We start from the raw sequence: 19,661 nt of genomic DNA on the forward strand, positions 1-19,661 counted from the left end.
AATTTTGCGATTTTGCATTGTCATTTTTCATTTTGATTTTTCAATTTTAAACAATCAATGGTTCTTTGGCCAGAATCGCGTTGGCTTCTCCGACCAATTCTTTGATTAATTTTTTGACCGTGGTGATTTCTTTCACGCGCCAGACATTTGACCCGGCGAAAACAATACCGTTCTCGACATCGCCTTTGCGCGCGTTCTCCAGCGCCTTCAAAATACAATAGCTCTTGTCGCAAACCGGCCCGATACAGCCCTGACATTCGGCGGGGTTGGGCTTGGGCGCCGTACCGGCCTCCACTTTATCCGAAAACGGCGTGCGGATCGCGCGGCCGGGCAACCCGACCGGCGAATGGACAATGATGCTGTCTTCCTTTTTGGCGTTAATATGCGCTTCCTTGAATTTGATGTTGGCGTCGCATTCTTCGGTGGAAACAAAGCGCGTTCCCAATTGCACTCCCACCGCGCCCGCGCGCATCATTTCCACGATATCGGCGCCGGTGAAAATCCCGCCCGCCGCAATCAGCGGAACCTTAATGCCCGCCGCCGCGACTTCTTTTAAAATATCGATCATTTTGCGGAAAGGGATTCCGTGCGGGAATCCAAGATGTCCGGCCGCGTCCGCGCCCACGACAATGATTGCCGCCGCGCCCGCGTCCTGCGCTTTCTGCGCGACTTTGGCCGAAGAAGCCAGGGAGAATATCGGAGTGTTGCTGTCGCGCGCCATTTCAAAAATATCTTTTCGGAAACCCGCGCCTTGGACGATCAAATCAACTTTTTCCTCAATCGCGGCCTGAACCAATTGTTGGAAACGGCCAACCACCCCCATAATGTTGATGCCGATCACTCCGTCGGCGCCGGCAATTTTCCGCGCCTGGCTGATTTCGCTTTTCAATTCTTCGGGATCTCTCATCCCGGAAGCGGCCACAAGCCCCACGCCGCCCTCTTTGGCCACATTCCCCGCCAAATTGTGCAATGACACGCGCACCGCCATTCCGCCCTGAATAATCGGATATTTAGCCGTCCAGTGCGCGATTTTTAACGGCGGCAACTCATAAAGTTTCGCGCCGGTCTTTTGCGCCGAAGTAATCGCCGAAACCGGCTGAACCGCGGCGCGGTGAACAAAATTCCGTTTCATTTCTTCCTTATCCATAACCGCCACGGAAAATCTGACCTCGCATTTAAGAACGCCGCCCACATACGCCTCGCCGACAAAATTGGCGATCTTTGAATTATAAACCCCCAAGAGCTGGACCCGGTATTTTATCCGATCGCCGGGAAGTATCGGCGAATAAAACATCGCTCCCCGGACCTGATAAGCCAGCAAATGTTTTTGCTTGTGGCTGTCGCCCAATTTCGTCCTCAACAAAAGCGTACCGGTCTGGGCGACGCCCTCAACCACCAAAACTCCCGGCATAATCGGAAAATCAACGAAATGCCCCTTAAAATAAGGATCCAGCGATAAAGTTTGTTTATAGCCGACAATAACATCCCCTTCTATTTTCTCGATTTCATCAACCCACAAAAAAGGGTCGTCGTAAGGAATTATCTGTTTGATTTGTTCTTTTGTGTATAACATATTTTTTATCGAACCCGCCCCGCCGGGCCAAAACCGGCGCGGAATTTGCCGAATTTGATTTGTACCATAAAAGTGCCGGCAAAGCAATCTTCACCGCCGCTTAATATTATAGCACTTAGTATGCCAAAACGGTCAATTATGAATACAAATAATCCCGAGTCGGCGGCAGATCATTGTTGACTCCATTGGTAAAAGTTATCTGATACAATCGATTGCCGGCATTCTTAAAAGCGACCGCGCTGCCGTTCAAATAAAGCCGCCACATCCGGATGAATTCCTCGGCCCGGATCCGATCTTTTATTTCTCGGGCCAAGACATTCTTCACTTCGGCGCCGGCCGCTTCAAAATTAGCGATCCAAAGATCAAGCGTTTTGGCGTAATGCATCCGCAAATCTTCGACATCATAGAAAACCAACTCGGCTTTATTCATCGCGTCGGCAATCATTGCCAGCGTCGGAACAAACCCGCCCGGAAAAATGTATTTGGCGATAAACGGATCGGTCGCTCCCCCGAATCGGGAACCAATGGTGTGCAAAACGCCGATACCCGAAGGTTTAAGCGTCTTTTTAACCATTGAAAAAAAATCCGGATAATAGTTTTTCCCCACATGCTCGAACATTCCGATGGAAACAAACTTGTCAAAAACTCCCTGGACTTGGCGGTAATCTTTCAAATAAACCTTTATCTTGGCGCCCAAATTATTTTCTTTAATCTTTTGCGAAATGTATTCGTATTGGTTTTGCGACAATGTGCAACCGACGCAATCGGCGCCATAATTTTTCGCGGCGTGAAACATCATCCCTCCCCAACCGCAACCGACATCCAGCAATTTCTCTCCGCCTCGCAAGCAAAGTTTCTTGCAAATATAATCGTGTTTGTTCGCTTGCGCGATCTCCAGACTGTCGAAGCCGTTTTTAAAATACGCGCAGGAGTAAGTCATCGCCGGGTCAAGCCATAAAGAATAAAAATCATTGCCGATATCATAATGATATTTGATATTCTTTTTTGAATCGCGGGCCGCCGCGCGCGCCAAAATCGCGTTTGCCAACACCCGGAGCTTTACCCCCGGCGAGATGTTCCGATTAAGATCGCGCCAATGATCGTACAGCCCCAGCATCGCTTGCATATCTCCGGCAACCTCGATATTGCCGGCCATATATTCCTCGCCGAAACCCAATGTGCCGGCCGACAAAAACTTCTTTAACGCGCTTTCGCGACGAAAGATAATCTTGAATTTTTCCGTCCCCCGCCCATATTGTTTTTTTGTTTCATCCCAAAATTCGACCGAGAACGGCGTATGCGGCGCCCGTTCGCTGATGTTTTTAAGAATATCGTCTAAAATATTATCCATATTTTTTGGTTATTCTTATGCCCGACCCGCTTTAATTTTGGATTGAACAAAAATCACAGCCACAAACCGCCGTCGATATTGATGATGTCCCCGGTCACAAAACTTGCTTCGCTTGAAGCCAGAAACGCGATCACATTCGCCACTTCTTCGGGCTTGCCGGTCCGCGCCAATGAAGTTAATTTTTTCACCATCGCCTTGATGTCTTCGGGCATCGCCTCGGTCATTTTCGACTCGATAAATCCCGGGGCCACCGCGTTAACGCGCACGCCGAATTTACCGACTTCTTTAGAAAGCGTCTTGGTAAATCCAATGATGCCGGCTTTGGCCGCGGTGTAATTGGTTTGCCCGAAATTGCCCCGCAATCCCGAGAAAGACGACATACTCACGATATTGCCCTGATTGGCGATCAGCATCGGCAACGCGGTTTTTGAGCAGTTGAAAACGCTGGTCAAATTGATGTCAATCACGCGCTGCCATTCTTCCACGGTCATTTTCGCCAGCGTCCGGTCCTTGGCAATGCCCGCATTATTGATCAGAACATCCAAACGGCCGAATTCGGTTTGGATCGCGGCCATCATTTTTTCCACATCATCGTATTTGGAAACATCGGCCATAAAATATTTCGCGTCCGGCGCGGCCGCTTTTTTGGCTTCCTCAACCGCCGCCTTTAAATTTTCCTCTTGTGCCGCGATATCGTTAAACGCGATTTTCGCGCTCAATGAGGCGAATTTCAACGCGACCGCGCGCCCGATTCCCTGCGACGAACCGGTGATTAAAACAACTTTCCCGTCAAATATGTTTGCCATAGTTTTAATTAAAAATGTAAATATCAAAAATCAAAATTATGAGGATTCCAAAGGAAACATCCTTTGGTTGATGGCGGGGTTAATACCCCGGCATCAATGTATTTTTTTATTTTTGATTTTTCAATTTTAAATTTAAAAGATTTCCGCTTGATATTGCACCTCCTTCACGCTTCTCCCCGCCACCGGTATGCCGGCGGCGGGAATGTCTTTTATTATTTCCGGTATTTTAAACGACTGCGCCGCCTCGTTGAAAACCCGGTCCAGATTCCGGCCGGATTTGGCAGCCAAAACCAACCCCATAAAAGTGGTCAGTTTGTTCGACCGCTGGACATATTCGGCCTCGCCAATCGTGATGATATTTTTCAACACCGGTTCCAGGTTCGCGGCAATCTCCGCGTCCGAAGACAAATATTTTTGGCCCAGATAATTTTCTTTTTTCAAAATTTTGAAAAGGTTTTCCGCGGCGCTTGCCCGCCCGATCTTTTCCATCGCCAGGTTAATCACCAAGTCCGCATCCAAAACCGGCTTGGCGATTTCAAAGTTGCCGGATTTGACGAATTCGGCCGCGGCCAGATCAAGCGCGCTCACTTTCAATTTGGCTCCGGCATCGATCAAACCTGATTTTTGCGCGATCGCGACCACCGGCACTTCGTCAAAGCTTTGCCCGGCCACGATAATGTTTTCCGGCTCAACTCCGCGATCGATAAGCATTCGCAAAACCGCGTTCAAAAATTCCGGGGATGTGTTGTCGCGAAAATAACCGTGGCTCGGCTTGGCCAATGTGGGCAGAACCACGATTTTTGAACCTTTGCCGACATTGATGCCTCCGGCCAATTCCAGAACTTTCTCGATCCCTTCCCGAATATCGTATTTCACGCGCCATATCGCCACGGCGCCGGCATTCGGTTCGAATTTCAGTTCATCGCCGGTTTGGTATTCGATTTCCGATTTGTGGCCCCATGTGTTGCCCGCTTCGTCTCGCAAGAGTAAAATATAATACGGCACATTGGGATGCAAAAGCGTCGGAATCGCCACTTTGATCGAACCAACCACCCGCGCGTTCCCGTTTTTCATTTTCTCCGGCGGCGCGAAACAGTAAGGACACTCCGCCAAAGGATATTCCCACCGCCGCTTGCATTGTAAGCATTGATAAAAAGCCATAAGTGTTTTATCGTTAGTATGTTTAACTACCTTGAATTACGAAACGCTTTGCATTTTGGGGTCGTTCCCCTGTGTAATCGCAGGGGTGCGACCCCTTCAATAGCATTTGGATTTAATAGTTTTGTAATTCAAGGTAATTATAGATTTTAATTCTGCAACTTTTAATTTAAAATGTAAATATCAAAAATCAGTTTGGCGGGCAGTTTTACTAAACTGATAATGACAATGTAAAATTTAAAAATGTCTGATTATAGATATTTTAACATTTTAATCTGTCATTTTCCATTTTGATTTTTCAATTTTAATTTTTGATGAGAACCTATTTTTTACCGGAAAAATCGCGGACGAAAATGCAAAAAGTCTGGGGCAAGCCGCTGTTCGGAACCGAAGAAGAAATCAAAGCCCGCTATCAAAAGATATTGGACAAAAATAAATACAAGACCGTGATCACCGTGGGCGATTACTGTTCGCATCATTTGCCATCCGATATCAAAATTTTCGACAAAAAAGTCCGGCGCAAAGCATTCGCTCAAAAACACGAATGCTCCCTGAATGTTAAAAATCCCGCCGGCACCATCCAAAAAGAAAGCTGGGATGCCATTCGGCAAGCAATTAAAAAAAGAGTCAATGTTTGTGTTGACGGCGAAGAAGATTTGCTGGTGATCCCGGCGGTGATTTTGGCCAAACCCAAAACTTTGGTCGTCTACGGCTACCCCAACAAAGGTATTTGCCTTTTGGAAGCCAACCTGAAAAACAAAACTATCTTCCGCCTTATCCTAAAAAAATATTTTGCCACTGAATCCAAGCGAGGGTCTATCCCCCGTTAACGCGGGGGTTAGTCCCTCGCACCCATTAGCGCGATGGTAAATTTAATTTTCGTCAACATTGACCCCAACATTAAAATTTGATAAACAATCATAATATGTTCATTCACAACTGAACAAATTAACAATATTAACCTCTGGTAAGTGATAAGTTATGGCGCCAAGAATCTTTGAAAAAGGATTTTTCGCGCCATAACTTACGGAGATGCCTTCATTTCCGCAAAATGGTGAATGTATCGCCGAACTGAACAATACCAATGGAGGTGTAAATGAGCCTTCTACTTATGGTGGCGGCGGTCGCATTGGCTCTTCTCTTGAGCCTCAACAACAAGGACGCTATCGTTGCCGTTGCACCGCGACCACCCGGATTAGCCGCTCCGCCCAACGCCGGCATGCATAATGGGATGAGGGGCTTAATATCTAGAATAAGATATATATCGCTTGAGAGATTATTCTGCAATCTACTGGCTCTGGCCGACTACATGGAGGAATATTTAGGCATCCGCAGATGCACAAATCGCTTTGATGCCTCTGCCCTGTTGCTCAACCTATCCAGAATCGTATCTCCAAAATTCGCCACCATAAATCTGAGATCCCAAAGCGGCAAACCAATGACAAGCTCTACCTTTGTCGCCAACGCCGCTACGCGGATCATTTCCTTCGTAGGACAGATTACGAGCCACATGTTGCCGACCGGAGACAAACGGTCGGACTGGGTCTAGCCGGCCCGTGAGAAATCATAAGTCAACAAATTTTTTCAAATTTTTTTGGACAATGTTGGCTTTTTCTTTTTTCAAAAAGCACCATGAGATTTATAACAAAATTGCGCCGGATAATCCGGCGCAATTTTGTTTTTAATTCCAAAAAATCATTTTTTAATGATAGCAACAATCGCCGATACCGCAAAAATCGCGACGAAAGTATAGGCAACCTTGATGAGCAAATCCTTTGCCGCGGAATTTTCTATCACATCCCAGATCGCCAGTATCGCGATTGATAATGCCACCGCCAAAAACAATGTTAAACAAAACAACGCTACCGCTTTGATGTTTTTTAACATTTTTTTATTTTTTATTCTCGCGCCAAAAACCAAACCGGCGTAATTCTAAACTACTTTGAATTACGAAATTGTGTTTTGCATTATTCTCCCTTTGGAAAAGGGAGCACTTTGAGCGAAGCGAAAAGGAGGGATTTGAAGTTTGAATTAAGGAATCCTCCGGCGCCGCCGTAGCAGGGCCACCTCCTTTTCCAAAGGAGGAATAAATTCGTTTCGTAATTCAAAGAAACTAACAAAATTAGATAGTCAGAGATTGAAATATTTTTCGACAATATTGGCAAATTCGGACAGATCGTTTATGTCTTCAATTATCGCCTTATAAATAATTCCGAAATCAAGATTTTCATAATCGTGAGCCACGACATTGCGAAATTTTGCCATTTCAACCAATTTTTTCTCCAATTTTTGCGGAATAACTTTCTCCTCACCCAAAATATAAAAAATTTCTGAATATGTCCCCGGTTTGCGAAAATCTTTAAACGAAATCACCGCTTCTCCCAAATCGAGCGCCGCCTGGCACGCCAAATACAAATACCTTTCCGCCGAACCGCGCAAAAACACATCCGATTTAATTTCTTCAATGGAATATTTTTCATAATTGCCAAGTAATTTTATGTATTTTTTTACCGCACTGATTTTCCTTATGACAGTATTGATATCAACCATATTATTTTGCGAAATTAAACCTTAGAAATGATTCCCTCAAATCAAAGTACTCGCTCATAATTGCCGTTTCCACGGCAACTTTGAAAAATTCCTTTTGGAAAAGCAATATCCCGTCTTTGATCGCGGCATATTTGAGAAAAGGGCTTTCGGTGTCATTGATCACCGCCACATCAACGGCGTTGGTCTGTAATATGGAAGTCAATTTGCCAATCAAATATAATTTGATATCAAATCTTTTTTGCGCATCATTTTCATCCAAATAAACCGCGAAATCGTAATCGCTCAACGGTCCCGCGTCACCGCGCGCTTGCGAACCGAAAATATACAGCAATTTTACTTGCGGATATTCTTGGCACAAGTTTATTATTTTTTCTATAATTTCTTTGGATAACATATTGCTCTATCTCAACATTTTACGATTTTTTGAAAATATGCACCGTCACGCTTCCCCCCGCGCCGCCAATGTTGTGCGTCAGGCCGATTTTGGCGTTTTTCACTTGGCGTTCGCCGCAATTGCCGCGCAATTGGTTGGTAATTTCGTAAATTTGCGCCAAACCCGTGGCCGAGATCGGATGGCCCTTGGCTTTCAACCCGCCCGACGGATTGACCGGCATCGCGCCGCCCATATTTATTTTGCCTGAACGAATCAACTCCCCTCCTTTTCCGGGCGCGGCAAATCCCAAATCTTCATAGGACAAAAGCTCCACCGAAGTGAACGCGTCGTGAATTTCGGCGACATCAATGTCGTCGGGCGACAAATCCGCCGCCGCGAACGCTTTTTTGGCGGCGATTTGCGTGGCGGCAAAATGCGTCATATCTTTTCTTTCAAAAGTCAAAATATAGTCCGTCGCGAATCCCGAACCGATAATTTCAATATCGGTTTTATCTTTGGAAACGATCGCCGCCGCGCCGCCGTTAACCGACAGTGAACAATCCATCAAGCGCAACGGTTCGGCCACAACCGGGGAATCCTTGATCTTTTCCATGGTTACCGGCCGCTTATAGTAATACGCCTTAGGATTCAATACCGCGTTCTGGTGATTTTTGAACGCGATCAATTCCAAGTCTTCGTGCAAACCTCCGTATTTTTGGCAGTATTGCTGGTAAACCAGCGCGTTTTGCGCCGGAAACAACAACCCCTCGGTTTGCTCAATCACCCGCTCGGCGGCGGACAATATCCAATCAGTGGTCACTTCGGCGCGGTTATCCACGAGTTTTTCGCCGGTCAACACCAAAATATTTTTAAACTCCTCATCGCGCAACAAGCGCAACGCCGTCCAAAACGCCGCGCCGCCGCCGCCGCAAACCGACGGCAATTCAATGATCGGCACATTGGTTTTAAACAATCCCGACAGCAAAGAAACCTTGTGCGTCTGGTGTTCCCCGCCCGCGGCGCTGGAAACCGCGGAAAATGCAATCGCGTCAATGCCGGACATATTCATCTTGGCGTCTTTTAAAGCGTCGATCGCCGCGTCATAAGCAAACGCCCACCAAGGCTTCTGCGTATAATCAAACCTCGTCATCCCCACCCCCTTGATATAAAATTTTGGATTCATAATAATTTTTTCTGTTTTGCTTCTATTTTTTTCAAATCCTTTAAAATTATCTCTATTTGCTTCTTTAAAACCGGTAAATCATCTTTAATTATATTCCAAACTCTTTCAGCATTGATACCAAAATATTCATGGATCAACCTATTTCTTAATCCACAAACATCCCTCCATGGTATCTCTGGATATTTTTTTCTAAACAATGTTGATGTATGGTTTGCCGCTTCACCGATTATTTCCAGTTTTCTGAAAATCGCGCTTTGCTTTTCGTCATTGTTCCAAAAATCTTTTTTACTGACCCCTTTCGTAAATTGCTCAACACTCTCAATACACTTCATTATGTCGAAAATGTAATTTTGTTGAGTTCTTTTCATGTCAAATCAAAAAATTAAAAAACTGGTATCTGCTCTTTCATTATTTGATCCTTTAATAAGGGATGCAAACATTCATACTCAACCAAATCAACTTTTCTTTTTAATTTTTCCTCGAGCTCGAATTCCAACCGGATAAAACCAAGCAAGCTCATCTTTTCCGGAACTTCCACCAAAATATCGATGTCGCTGTTTTTCTTTTCTTCCCCTCGCGCGAACGAACCGAAAACCGCGGCTTTTTTGACCCCGTTTCTTTTCAGAATTTCAACAATTTTTTCCCGAGTTCGCTTGTTTATCATATGCCATTATCCTATCCAAAAACCGCCAAATTGGCAAATCAAGCTTTTTATGTTATCGTAAACCCGTTGAAATTCAATTTGATAATTGAAAATTGAAAATTGCCCCGCTTCAACGGGGCGTCCCGCCCCCGTAGTTTAATGGATAAAATACAAGGTTGCGGACCTTGAGACTACAGGTTCGATTCCTGTCGGGGGCACAAGAATCAAATTTTCGGGTAAAAGCCCGATTTTTTGTTGCGCGGCGGCTAACGCCGCCCATTCATTTCGGGGCTCCCCGCTGATTTTTTTGGCGGAAAGCGAGAGGTTCGAGCCGAAGATTTTTTTGGCGGATGATTTTTTGGCGGAAAGATCGGAATTTTCGGCGATTTCCCGCATATTTTGAGCGTCTTTTAACCATTGGCGGAGAGGTTCGAGCCAATTATTGCCGCCCTTCTCGATTTCGATGATTTTTTCCTCCAGCGTTCTTTTGGCGGAAATAAGCTTGGCTTTTTCTGCGCGGTAGGTTTCCCGCTCGATGTCCTGTTCAAGGTAAGCGTCCAAAAGCCGCTGGATTTTGATTTTCAGATTTTCCAGTTCCGCCCGCGATTTTTCAATGAAGCTGGCCGAAGATTGGGCCAGCTTCCGCTCGTCTCCGTTTGCCATTGCAAACAGCCGCTTTGCCCAGTTTTCGGACAAAGCGAATTTTTCAATTTCTTGCGACAGCTGGCGGTCGAGTTCTTCTTCCCTGATAAACGGTTCGGAGCATTTGACGGATTTTCTTTTTCTGGTGCAGCGGTAATAGACATATTCGTGGGTGTTGCCGTTTTTCTGGTGTTTGGTTTTTCTTTCGGCGGTGATCGCCATTCCGCAAGTGCCGCACCGGATCAAGCCGCAAAACGGCCGGGGGTCGTTTTGGGGCTGGCGATGGATATGCGTCCTTTGTTGCAATACTTCCTGCACTTTGTCGAAAAGCTTCTTCGGGATAATCTGCTCGTGTTTGCCTTCGTGAAGTTCGCCGGAATAGCGGAACAATCCGCAATAGAACGGATTGGAAAGGATAAACGATACCCTCGAAAGGTGGAGAGGTTTCTTGCTTTTGGCGGTTATGCCGTTTTCGGCGAAAAAGGCGGCAATGTCTTCAAGGCGTTGGTCGCCTTGGGAATACATCTCAAAAGCCTGCCGCACTATCTTTGATCTTTTCCGGTCAACGACAACCTTTTTTATCCGCACATCGTTTAAATAGCCCAATGGCGCGATGCCCGGATAATCGCCGCGCCGCACTTTTTCACGCTGGCCGCGCTTGGTATTCGCGCTTAAATCCAAAATGTATTGGTTGGCCATTCCAAACTCTACGCTCATCATCAATACATTATCGGCGGGGAGATAGCCGCGGTCGTTGGTTTGGATGTGCTGGATGATTCCTCTTTGCAAAAACCAGCTTATCTGCCCGCCGTCAATCGGATTGCGGGCCAGCCGGTCAAGCTTCCAGCAGATTATGCCTTGCGCTTCGCCCTTTTCAATCCGCGCCAGCATATCGGAAAATATCGGTCGGCCCGGAACCTTAGCTGATTGTTTTTCAACAAAGGTTTCAACGATATGCAGGTTTTCCCGTTTGGCAAAAGCGCGCAACTCGGAAAGCTGCGCGGCGATGGATAAAACCTGCCGGTCTTCGGTATCGGTGGATTTGCGGGCGTATAGGAAATAATTAAACATGGTGCTATAATTATTGTAATTTATCTGTAATTTATTATATATAAAATTTTATAAGTATGTCAAAAGAATCGTCAATTATTGGAAAAGCTATCCGAAAATATAGACAAGAAAAGAATATGTCGCAGGAAGCTTTGGCGCGGGCGGCCAATTTATCCCTTCCTACCGTGGTTAAGATTGAATCCGGGGAAACGCCGAATCCAGGTATCGAAACAGTGAAAAAAATTGCGGACGCACTTAGCGTGCTACTTGATGATTTAATGAAATAAAATTATGGATAAAAAAATAGTCAGAGAAAAATTAAGTTTGCTTAGAGGAACTATTATTTCAGACGCAACTGTGATAGAGAGAGCACTTGGCTGGAAATTAAGAGTATATTTTTTCCCAAAAACCAATCAACAAGCCGCTGATTTTCTTTATTATATTATAGAAACATCCCACTTCAGTTTTGATAAAAAAATTTCACTTTATGAACAAATTCCATATTTTAAGAAATTAAAACAATACTCAAAAATAAAAACCTCTTTGAGGTTTGTTCAACAATTAAGAAACGCGTTAGCTCATTGGGATTTAGATGAAAAAATGAGCAACGAGAATGAAATTATAATTTATAATCCGAACACTTTTAAAAAAATAAAACTAAATGATGAGATAATGGAGAAATTTCAAGAACACGAAAAAATTATTTTGAAAGCGTTTGGTTGGACGCAAACTTTTAAAGAAAAATATGGAAAATAAACAAAAACATCTCGAATTTATACAAGGAATCATTGCCAGAATGGCTGGTAATTTATTTTTCCTAAGGGGTTGGACGATTACTTTGATAGGTGCATTGCTCGCGTTATTTTCAAAAAACAATAGTCCTGATTATGTTTTTTATTTTCTTATAGTTGTTGTCCTTATTTTTTGGATTTTGGATGGATATTTTCTTTCACAAGAAAGATCGTACCGTGATTTATACAATTATGTTAGAAAATTAAAAGAGGAAGAAATCGATTTTTCAATGGAAATTAGCGAATATCAAAAATACAAGAAAAACACTTTGATTTATTCAATGTTTTCTTCAACTCTTTTAATTTTCTATCTACCGCTTGTCGGAGCGGCAATCTATATTTTATTTAAAATAAAGTAAAAATATGGCAACAAAAAGACAAGTTTTTTATAGTTTTCATTACAAGCCAGATTGTTGGCGTGCTTCAATGGTGCGCAACATTGGTGCTATTGAAGGAAATAAGCCAGCTACTGATAATGATTGGGAAACAATCACAAGCCGAGGAGATGAAGCAATAAAGAAATGGATAAAAGATCAGATGCAGTATCGTTCATGTACGGTTGTCCTTGTCGGTAATAAAACTGCCAATAGGAAATGGATAAATTATGAAATAGTGAGGTCGTGGGATGCAGGAATGGGTGTTGTTGGTATATATATTCACGGATTGAAAAATAGCCAAGAATTAATTTCTGAAAAAGGAGATAATCCTTTTGATTATATAACCCACGGAAAAACCAAGAAAAAATTGTCTACGATTGTAAAATGTTACAATCCATCAGGAACCAATAGCAAAGAAAGATACGATTGGATTTCCCGAAATATAGCAAATGCAGTTGAAGAAGCAATAAAGATTAGGGATAATAATTAACCTTGTATATTTAGAAAAACTACATACATAACTGATTTTTAATTCCGCCAAAAAATCATCTGCCAAAAAATCTTCGGCATTTCGTTCTCGATCTTTTCGCTTTCCGCCAAAAAAATCAGCGGGGAGCCCCGAAATGAATGGGCGGCGTTAGCCGCCGCGCAACAAAAAATCGGGCTTTTACCCGAAAATTTGATTCTTGTGAATCTTTATGATTCAGCTCGAACTTACTTTAGCAAAAATTGTTGACTTTGGACAGGGTGAGGGGGCGGGTTATGCCCCCGACTAAGCTTCGCTTGCCCCTCCAAACTGCTGTTTTCCGGGGCGGCGCTCGCAAAGGGGCAGCCGGGCCCGAATCGGGGCTTGGCCAACGCATTTTAGCCGCAAGGTGGGGGGTAAAAGGGGGTATTTCGCATAAAAAAATATAAATCGAAGCCAGCAGGCTTCGCAAATTTTGATAATTTGATCGTTTTTTTGTTTCGGATTAAAACATCAAATAATATGGACAAAAATTTCCATTCGAATTAATATTCTTTCTAGAATATTTAAAACAGAGGAGGTGAAAAGACATGGAGCTTAATCCGTTGCTTATTGTTGCAATAATTATAATAATTATTGCGGGATACGCGATCGGTGAGTTGAAAAAGAGAGAATATTTATAGACCTTGCCAGCATTTCAAAGCTGGCTTTTTGTTTTAAAAATTTACTTATTGCGCGATTAAATCCTTGACACAGATTTATTGATTTGATAAATTCTAAATTAGCTTACCGCTCGGTAAGTAATGACATTTATTAAAACTATGGAAACAATTACAGTCCGATCCGAAGGTGTCGTTGGCGATACCAAAAAATATATCATCGGCACGGCTCGACGTCTTTTTTCAAAATACAGTTATTTAGGTGTTTCGATGAGCGATATCGCTAAAAAACTCAATTTTACTAAGGCCGCGCTTTATTATCATTTTACCGGCAAAGCCGAAATTTACGGGAATGTTCTTGATGAGGTTTTTAGTGATTTAAATTCGCTGATCCTTCAGGCGTTAAACGAAAAAACGGATGATAAAAAATTGCGCCGGGTAATCACAAGCTATCTTGTTTTTGGCTTGAAAGAAAAAAACCTTGTTAAAGCGCTGGTGTTGAAATTATCACCCAAGGAACGCGATACAACCGAGCACATCGCCCGTTTAAGAGAAAGGGTCGCTGGCTTGATTGAGCCTATAGTCAAAGAGGCTTTAGTGGACAAAAAATTGGCGGAAAAAACCGACAGCAAACTTTTGACATCCCTGCTTACCTGCATGATGGACGGGCTGCTTTTGGAATGTTCGTTTCTTGATAAAAAAATCGATCCGGAAAAAGTATCGGATCAAATAATCAAAATATTATTCCAAAACTAGCGCCGGTAAATTTATATGTTAAGCATCGTTATTCCCACGTTCAACGAAGAAAAATACCTCCCGCGCCTTCTAAAATCAATCGAAAGACAAACCTTTAGGGATTATGAAGTGATTGTCGCCGACAACGATTCAAGCGACTCCACGCGGGCAATTGCGAAAAGCTTCGGAGCGAAAATTGTTTCCGGCGGAATGCCCGGTCGGGGTCGCAATCAGGGAGCGAAAGCTGCCCGCGGCGAGTGGCTTTTATTTTTGGACGCTGATGTAGTATTGCCGCCCGATTTCTTGGGAAGAGCCATGACGGAAATCAAAAACAGCGATTTTTCCGTGGCAACATGTTTGATCGATCCGTTAAGCGATCGGCGAATCGACAAATTGTTGCATGGTTCGGTGAATCTGTATATGCGGGCGACTAGAAAATTTTTTGCCCACGCGCCGGGATTTTGCATATTTTGCGAAATGAAAATCCATCGAAAGTCGGGCGGATTTAACGAAAAAATAAAACTCGGCGAAGACATTGATTATGTCCACCGCCTGAGCAAAATCGCCAAGTTCGGTCTGCTCCGCAATGTATGTATTCCCGTGTCGGTGCGAAGGCTTGACGAAGACGGCCGGTTCAAAATCGTTGTCAAATACGTTGCCGCCGAAGTACATCTTATCTTTTTTGGGCCGATATATTCCGATAAGTTTCATTACACATTCGGCCATCGCTAAAATTACGCTTTAAGGACAATTTCAAAAATAACCAAAAATAAAATTATGCCAATGCAAATCAAGAATAACCTTAAGAAAGAAGCAGCTTTGGAAATCTTTCGTATTTTGTCGAAAAGTTCCGATGAAAACATAATCAGATTTGCTGCCATGGCAGAAACGCTCGCATCCCCGAATTACAAACCGATGATCGGAGCGGTCAGGGATATGTATGAGAAAAAGGGATCGGCCTTGGTTTTGACCAAAAGGATAATTCACGATGTGGATAAAAGATGCCAGGAAAAATTCCTGGAAAATTTCGTTTTGCCGGAACTACTGGAAAGGCTGGATAAAAGGGAAAAATCATTGATTCAGAGATCGGCCGCCCTTTTCACGCTTTTGATTTCCCCCTCAATGAGGTGCACTTTGCATTGCAAGGGATGTTACGCCGAGAATTACAAGAAAGAGGACGATCTTCCTTTTAATGTTTTGGACAGGGTTGTTAGTGAGGCCGAAGAAATGGGCGTGGCGTATTTTACCATTTTGGGCGGCGAACCGTTTATTCGGGAAGATCTTTTCGATCTTTACAAAAAGCATTCGGATTCTTATTTCGTTCCCTACACTAACGGCACGGTGATTACCGATAAAATTGCAAGAAGGTTACTTGAAGTTGGCAATGTCATGCCGCAATTCAGCGTCGAGGGATTCGAGGAAGATACGGATTTTAGAAGAGGCAAGGGTACTTTCCAAAAAGTAATGCAAGCGATGGATATTTTAAAAAAGAATAAAGTTCCATTCGGTTATTCGGTCTGTGTAACTAAGAAAAACGCGGAAGTCGTTATGTCCGACAAATTCGTCGATCTGATGGTAGATAAGGGAGCGTTAATGGGCTGGTATTTCCTTTACATGCCAGTTTGTGGCGATAAAAACACAGAATTGATGCCGACGCCCGATCAAAGGAATCGTCAAAGAATCCGCCGTGATTACATCCGGGCCAATAAACCTCTGTTCATAATCGATTTTTGGAACGACGCGCCTTATGTTGGAGGTTGCATTGCCGCAAAGCATTATTCCCATGTAACCAATTTCGGCGATGTCGAACCGTGTATTTTTACTCATTTCGCGCAAGCGAATATAAAAAATGTTTCCTTGAAGGACGCGATGGACTGTGATTTCTTTAAAGAAATAAGAAAACGCCAACCATACAGCCCGAATCTTTTAACGCCCTGTATGTTGATAGACAACCCGCAAGTCAGCCGGGAACTTTGTCAAACTTGCAAAGTTCGACCAACGCATCCAGGAGCCCAGACCTTAATGAACGAGTTAAAGGGCGACATTGACAGATACTCAATCCAAGTGCACCAGATTTTTGACAAAATTTGGGAAGATGAACATAAAAAATAGTAATAAAATTACGTTATGCAGTTATGCCGAAAGACAAACTAACAAAGCTTTTGGATATAAAATATCCGATTATCCAAGGCGGCATGGCCGGAATTTCGGAATCAATGCTGGTGTCGGCAGTGTCTAATGCCGGGGGCTTGGGCGTTATTGGTTCGGGATTTGCGTCTCCGGAATGGCTGGCCGAAGAAATTAAAAAGACCAAGACGCTTACCGATAAACCGTTCGGGGTGAATTTATTGATGCAGAATCCCCAAGTTGGCGATTTGGTTAAAGTGGCTGTTGATGCGAAAGTTCCCGCAATTTTTACGGGTGGCGGGAATCCTTTACCGTTGATGTTCTGTTTAAAAAAAGCGGGAATAAAAATAATTCCCGTAGTTCCTTCGGTGAGATTGGCGGTAAAAATGGAGCAGGCGGGAGCGGACGCGGTAGTAGTGGAAGGGCTGGAATCGGGCGGCCATATCGGAGAAAACACGACCATGTGTTTGGTGCCGCAGGCGGCCCACGCCGTAAAAAACGTTCCGGTTATCGCCGCAGGAGGAATTTGCGACCACAAAACATTCATTGCCGCTTTGGTTTTGGGGGCTGACGGCGTACAAATGGGGACGCGCTTTTTGGCCTCATGCGAATGCCGAATTCACGAAAATTACAAGAAAGCGGTTATAAATGCCAGCGACGAAGATATTATTGTGGTTGCTCGTTCGACCAAACATCCATTACGGTTGATCAAAAACAAATTCGCTGACCGGATTGATAAAATTGAAAGCGAGAAAATCGATTTGAAAACAGATCGTTTTTCGGGCGCGATGGTTATAAATGGCAATACCGATATGTCGCCGCTGTTATGCGGTATTTGTGCGGGCAGTATCCGCCAAATTAAAACTTGCGACGAAATTATCAAAGAAATAGTCGGCGAATCGAATCGGAATCCTAAATTTGTTGATGAATTTATTATGGATTGCCAAAAAGCTGTTAGCAATTAAACATCAAAACTATGGATACACTTGTTTCGATTGCTTCAAGAACGGTTCTTGCCTTTCCGATAAAGAGATTGCTTATCAAGAAAATAACCGGCCTAGAAAACATTCCCGAAAAAGGTAACTTTATTCTGGTATCAAATCATTTAAGCCATGTTGATTCTCTCATGTGCGGTTATTTGATGACACCGCGCAAATTTACTTTCTTAAGCCAAACCGATCAATATTCCGGGTTGAAAAAAGTTTTGCGAAATACCGTCTATTGTTGGGGCGGTGTGATTCCATTTAACCGCAAAGATTCTTTATCCAAGAAACAGGCAATTGCGACCGGAATAACAAAATTGCGCGAAGGTTATCGTCTTGTAATTTATCCCGAAGGCGGTAGATCGTACGATGGGATAATGCGCGAATTCAAACCCGGCGTAGCCGTAATACACTTGGAAAGCGGTGCGCCGGTGCTTCCGATTGCGCTCAAAGGAACACGCGAAATACTGCCGCCTCACGGCAGATTTAAAATAACGAAATCGGCGGAAATCACTATCGGGAGAATATTGGATTTTTCAAAGGAAAGGAAACAAGCAGTGAAATTGGATAAAAAATCAGAAGAATATCGCAAAATTTGCGATAATATCGCCAAAAAAATAGAAAATGAAGTTCGGGGTTTATTGTAATTTTTTAAGTAACGATATTAAAAAATCTCGAAAGTGCGGAATTTTACAATAAGAAAAATTTTTCAAAGTGGCAAAGCGAGTATTCAAAAAATTCGAGAGAAGCCAAACCCCGCCGAAATTCCGAATCGGCGCGGTAGATATGCAGATACTAAACGACCTGACCTCTTACCGGTTCTTGGACACAAAACAGATTCTAACGCTCCATCCCGACTATTCGTCGCGGACGGTGCGCTCAAGGCTGCAGCTTCTTTTCCATGCCGGATATGTGGATCGGCCCCGCGGCCAGTTTTCGTATTACGAACACCCGCATTTGATTTATTCTCTGGCCAAAAAAGGGGCCGCGCTGGTTTCTCAAAATAAGGGACTGCCGATTATGACCGACAGGCCCCATGAAATGGGAGTGTCTTTTATGCGCCATTCCCTGATGATTTCCAATTTTCAAGCGGCTCTGCGCCTTGCGCTCAAGAAAGCCGAAGGCTTCAAGCTGGCGGTATGGCGCGATCTGGGCGCGATTGACGCGGTGCAATGCGAAGGCCAAAGGCTGCCGATTGCGCCGGACGCATTTTTTACAATCGAATCCGACGACTATTTCCTGCATTTCTTTTTCGAGGCCGACCGCTCGACAATGGCCGCCGACAGAATGCTCAACAAATTCAAAGGATACTGGAACTGGAAGCTGGAGGGCGGGCACAAGCGGAAATTGGATATTCCCAATTTCCGCGTCCTGACGGTCTGCCTTTCCGAAGAGCGGGCGGAACGCTTGCGGCTTATCGCCGCGAAAGCGAACGGGCGGGAAACCGGAAGCGATACATTCTGGTTTGCCTGCGAAAAGTTGTACGGCTTGGAAAATCCCGACAGCATTTTGACGCCAATTTGGAGATCGGCGAAGGGCGGCAGTCCGCGCCACTTGCTCGAATAAAGGCCGATGGCGTTTTTTTATGTAAAACAAAAAAAATGGCGAAAGTAAAAGAAAGCGAAATCGTCGAAGAGTGGAGCGTTTTGATCGAAGGCGCGCAAGGCCATCAGCAGGAATTTTACCAGCTCATTGAAAACCGATTGGACGAGCTGCAGCCGCCCGCGCTTTCGGTTGCGCAAGAAAAAGTCTACCCTTCGCTAATAAGAAGAATGAAAGGCGACGGCAAGCTGTTCTTGATCATCAAGAGCAAGTATTTCGACGGCTATGTCGTTAATGTTTGCGCCCAAGAGTACGGCAAGCAATTGCTCATCGCTTGGTATCTTACCCAGCGCGTCAGCAAGTTTATGCAGTTTATGGCCGCCATGCCGGGCTTTGTCGTCGTCGCGATCTACCCGGTATATCTTTTGATACAGCTTTACGACAAGATCACGAACCGCCGCGTTACGCTGGAAAATATGGACTTGTTCGACCGGCAGGAATTGAGCGCGTTCGCCGGAACCGTCCATCATTGCGTATTGTTCGGATCGGAGAACGTCGCCGATGCCGTGAATTTCGATTTCTCAAAGGTTGACCGCAAAACAAGGGGTTTCCTGAACCTCGCATAACGCAATGTCCGAAGAACGGAACCGCC

Annotated in this window: 24 protein-coding genes and 1 tRNA gene; 15 read left to right on the forward strand and 10 right to left on the reverse strand. The window is 44.3% G+C overall.

Annotation, left to right across the window (positions count from 1 at the left end; genetic code table 11):
* Window positions 1–46: 46 nt before the first annotated feature.
* The 4 genes from L7H18_05265 to L7H18_05280 form a co-directional block, all read right to left on the reverse strand.
* A complete protein-coding gene (locus tag L7H18_05265; GenBank protein UMX47817.1) occupies window positions 47–1,573 on the reverse strand; it encodes a nitronate monooxygenase in 1,527 nt (508 codons plus the stop codon).
* A 136-nt stretch (window positions 1,574–1,709) separates the two neighbouring features.
* Window positions 1,710–2,924 (reverse strand): cyclopropane-fatty-acyl-phospholipid synthase family protein, encoded by a 1,215-nt coding sequence (locus tag L7H18_05270; protein ID UMX47818.1) that lies wholly within the window; start codon window positions 2,922–2,924, stop codon window positions 1,710–1,712.
* 53 nt (window positions 2,925–2,977) lie between these two features.
* Window positions 2,978–3,730: a 3-oxoacyl-ACP reductase FabG gene (fabG, locus tag L7H18_05275; GenBank protein UMX47819.1), complete on the reverse strand. Its 753-nt coding sequence runs from the start codon at window positions 3,728–3,730 to the stop codon at window positions 2,978–2,980.
* 132 nt (window positions 3,731–3,862) lie between these two features.
* The gene (locus L7H18_05280) at window positions 3,863–4,891 is read right to left on the reverse strand and encodes a DUF362 domain-containing protein (protein ID UMX47820.1); all 1,029 of its coding nucleotides are present in this window, start codon (window positions 4,889–4,891) and stop codon (window positions 3,863–3,865) included.
* Window positions 4,892–5,241: 350 nt separating this feature from the next.
* Between L7H18_05280 and L7H18_05285 the strand changes: the two genes are divergently transcribed.
* Window positions 5,242–5,718 carry a DUF359 domain-containing protein gene (locus L7H18_05285; protein UMX47821.1) on the forward strand — a complete coding sequence of 159 codons (477 nt, stop codon included), beginning with the start codon at window positions 5,242–5,244 and terminating at the stop codon, window positions 5,716–5,718.
* A gap of 865 nt (window positions 5,719–6,583) precedes the next feature.
* On the opposite strand, the gene L7H18_05290 is transcribed toward L7H18_05285, so the two are convergent.
* The 6 genes from L7H18_05290 to L7H18_05315 all read right to left on the reverse strand — a co-directional run bounded on the left by L7H18_05290 (window position 6,584) and on the right by L7H18_05315 (window position 9,658).
* Window positions 6,584–6,775 (reverse strand): hypothetical protein, encoded by a 192-nt coding sequence (locus L7H18_05290; protein UMX47822.1) that lies wholly within the window; start codon window positions 6,773–6,775, stop codon window positions 6,584–6,586.
* Between the two features lie 243 nt (window positions 6,776–7,018).
* Window positions 7,019–7,438 (reverse strand): DUF86 domain-containing protein, encoded by a 420-nt coding sequence (locus L7H18_05295; protein UMX47823.1) that lies wholly within the window; start codon window positions 7,436–7,438, stop codon window positions 7,019–7,021.
* Between the two features lies 1 nt (window position 7,439).
* Window positions 7,440–7,832 (reverse strand): nucleotidyltransferase domain-containing protein, encoded by a 393-nt coding sequence (locus tag L7H18_05300; GenBank protein UMX47824.1) that lies wholly within the window; start codon window positions 7,830–7,832, stop codon window positions 7,440–7,442.
* A gap of 19 nt (window positions 7,833–7,851) precedes the next feature.
* A complete protein-coding gene (locus tag L7H18_05305) occupies window positions 7,852–8,994 on the reverse strand; it encodes a thiolase family protein (GenBank protein UMX47825.1) in 1,143 nt (380 codons plus the stop codon).
* On the reverse strand, window positions 8,991–9,326 hold the full coding sequence (locus L7H18_05310; GenBank protein ID UMX47826.1) for a DUF86 domain-containing protein: 336 nt from the start codon (window positions 9,324–9,326) through the stop codon (window positions 8,991–8,993). The genes L7H18_05305 and L7H18_05310 overlap by 4 nt, the downstream gene beginning before the upstream one ends.
* Window positions 9,327–9,376: 50 nt before the next feature.
* Complete coding sequence (locus L7H18_05315; protein UMX47827.1) at window positions 9,377–9,658, reverse strand: nucleotidyltransferase family protein; 282 nt, start codon at window positions 9,656–9,658, stop codon at window positions 9,377–9,379.
* Between the two features lie 124 nt (window positions 9,659–9,782).
* Between L7H18_05315 and L7H18_05320 the strand changes: the two genes are divergently transcribed.
* The 14 genes from L7H18_05320 to L7H18_05385 all read left to right on the forward strand — a co-directional run bounded on the left by L7H18_05320 (window position 9,783) and on the right by L7H18_05385 (window position 19,635).
* Window positions 9,783–9,855, forward strand: a tRNA-Arg gene (locus tag L7H18_05320).
* 199 nt (window positions 9,856–10,054) lie between these two features.
* Window positions 10,055–10,831, forward strand: a complete 777-nt coding sequence (locus tag L7H18_05325) for a hypothetical protein (GenBank protein ID UMX47828.1) — start codon at window positions 10,055–10,057, stop codon at window positions 10,829–10,831.
* Between the two features lie 135 nt (window positions 10,832–10,966).
* Window positions 10,967–11,206, forward strand: a complete 240-nt coding sequence (locus L7H18_05330) for a hypothetical protein (protein UMX47829.1) — start codon at window positions 10,967–10,969, stop codon at window positions 11,204–11,206.
* A gap of 200 nt (window positions 11,207–11,406) precedes the next feature.
* Window positions 11,407–11,616 (forward strand): helix-turn-helix domain-containing protein, encoded by a 210-nt coding sequence (locus L7H18_05335; GenBank protein UMX47830.1) that lies wholly within the window; start codon window positions 11,407–11,409, stop codon window positions 11,614–11,616.
* A 4-nt stretch (window positions 11,617–11,620) separates the two neighbouring features.
* Window positions 11,621–12,085 (forward strand): hypothetical protein, encoded by a 465-nt coding sequence (locus tag L7H18_05340; GenBank protein UMX47831.1) that lies wholly within the window; start codon window positions 11,621–11,623, stop codon window positions 12,083–12,085.
* Window positions 12,075–12,479, forward strand: coding sequence for a hypothetical protein (locus tag L7H18_05345; protein ID UMX47832.1), 405 nt, complete (start codon window positions 12,075–12,077; stop codon window positions 12,477–12,479). Before L7H18_05340 ends, L7H18_05345 begins: the two co-directional genes overlap by 11 nt.
* Before the next feature lie 4 nt (window positions 12,480–12,483).
* Window positions 12,484–12,987: a TIR domain-containing protein gene (locus L7H18_05350; protein ID UMX47833.1), complete on the forward strand. Its 504-nt coding sequence runs from the start codon at window positions 12,484–12,486 to the stop codon at window positions 12,985–12,987.
* 797 nt (window positions 12,988–13,784) lie between these two features.
* On the forward strand, window positions 13,785–14,378 hold the full coding sequence (locus L7H18_05355; GenBank protein ID UMX47834.1) for a TetR/AcrR family transcriptional regulator: 594 nt from the start codon (window positions 13,785–13,787) through the stop codon (window positions 14,376–14,378).
* A gap of 15 nt (window positions 14,379–14,393) precedes the next feature.
* On the forward strand, window positions 14,394–15,089 hold the full coding sequence (locus tag L7H18_05360) for a glycosyltransferase (protein ID UMX47835.1): 696 nt from the start codon (window positions 14,394–14,396) through the stop codon (window positions 15,087–15,089).
* Window positions 15,090–15,134: 45 nt separating this feature from the next.
* Window positions 15,135–16,469 carry a radical SAM protein gene (locus L7H18_05365; GenBank protein UMX47836.1) on the forward strand — a complete coding sequence of 445 codons (1,335 nt, stop codon included), beginning with the start codon at window positions 15,135–15,137 and terminating at the stop codon, window positions 16,467–16,469.
* A gap of 23 nt (window positions 16,470–16,492) precedes the next feature.
* A complete protein-coding gene (locus L7H18_05370; GenBank protein ID UMX47837.1) occupies window positions 16,493–17,449 on the forward strand; it encodes a nitronate monooxygenase in 957 nt (318 codons plus the stop codon).
* Between the two features lie 11 nt (window positions 17,450–17,460).
* On the forward strand, window positions 17,461–18,114 hold the full coding sequence (locus tag L7H18_05375) for a 1-acyl-sn-glycerol-3-phosphate acyltransferase (protein ID UMX47838.1): 654 nt from the start codon (window positions 17,461–17,463) through the stop codon (window positions 18,112–18,114).
* Between the two features lie 67 nt (window positions 18,115–18,181).
* The gene (locus L7H18_05380; protein ID UMX47839.1) at window positions 18,182–19,033 is read left to right on the forward strand and encodes a replication-relaxation family protein; all 852 of its coding nucleotides are present in this window, start codon (window positions 18,182–18,184) and stop codon (window positions 19,031–19,033) included.
* Window positions 19,034–19,068: 35 nt separating this feature from the next.
* Window positions 19,069–19,635, forward strand: a complete 567-nt coding sequence (locus L7H18_05385; protein ID UMX47840.1) for a hypothetical protein — start codon at window positions 19,069–19,071, stop codon at window positions 19,633–19,635.
* The last annotated feature ends 26 nt before the right edge of the window (window positions 19,636–19,661 follow it).

The sequence above is a fragment of the Candidatus Nealsonbacteria bacterium DGGOD1a genome, assembly GCA_022530585.1.
Classification (GTDB): Bacteria; Patescibacteriota; Minisyncoccia; order Minisyncoccales; family UBA5738; genus UBA5738.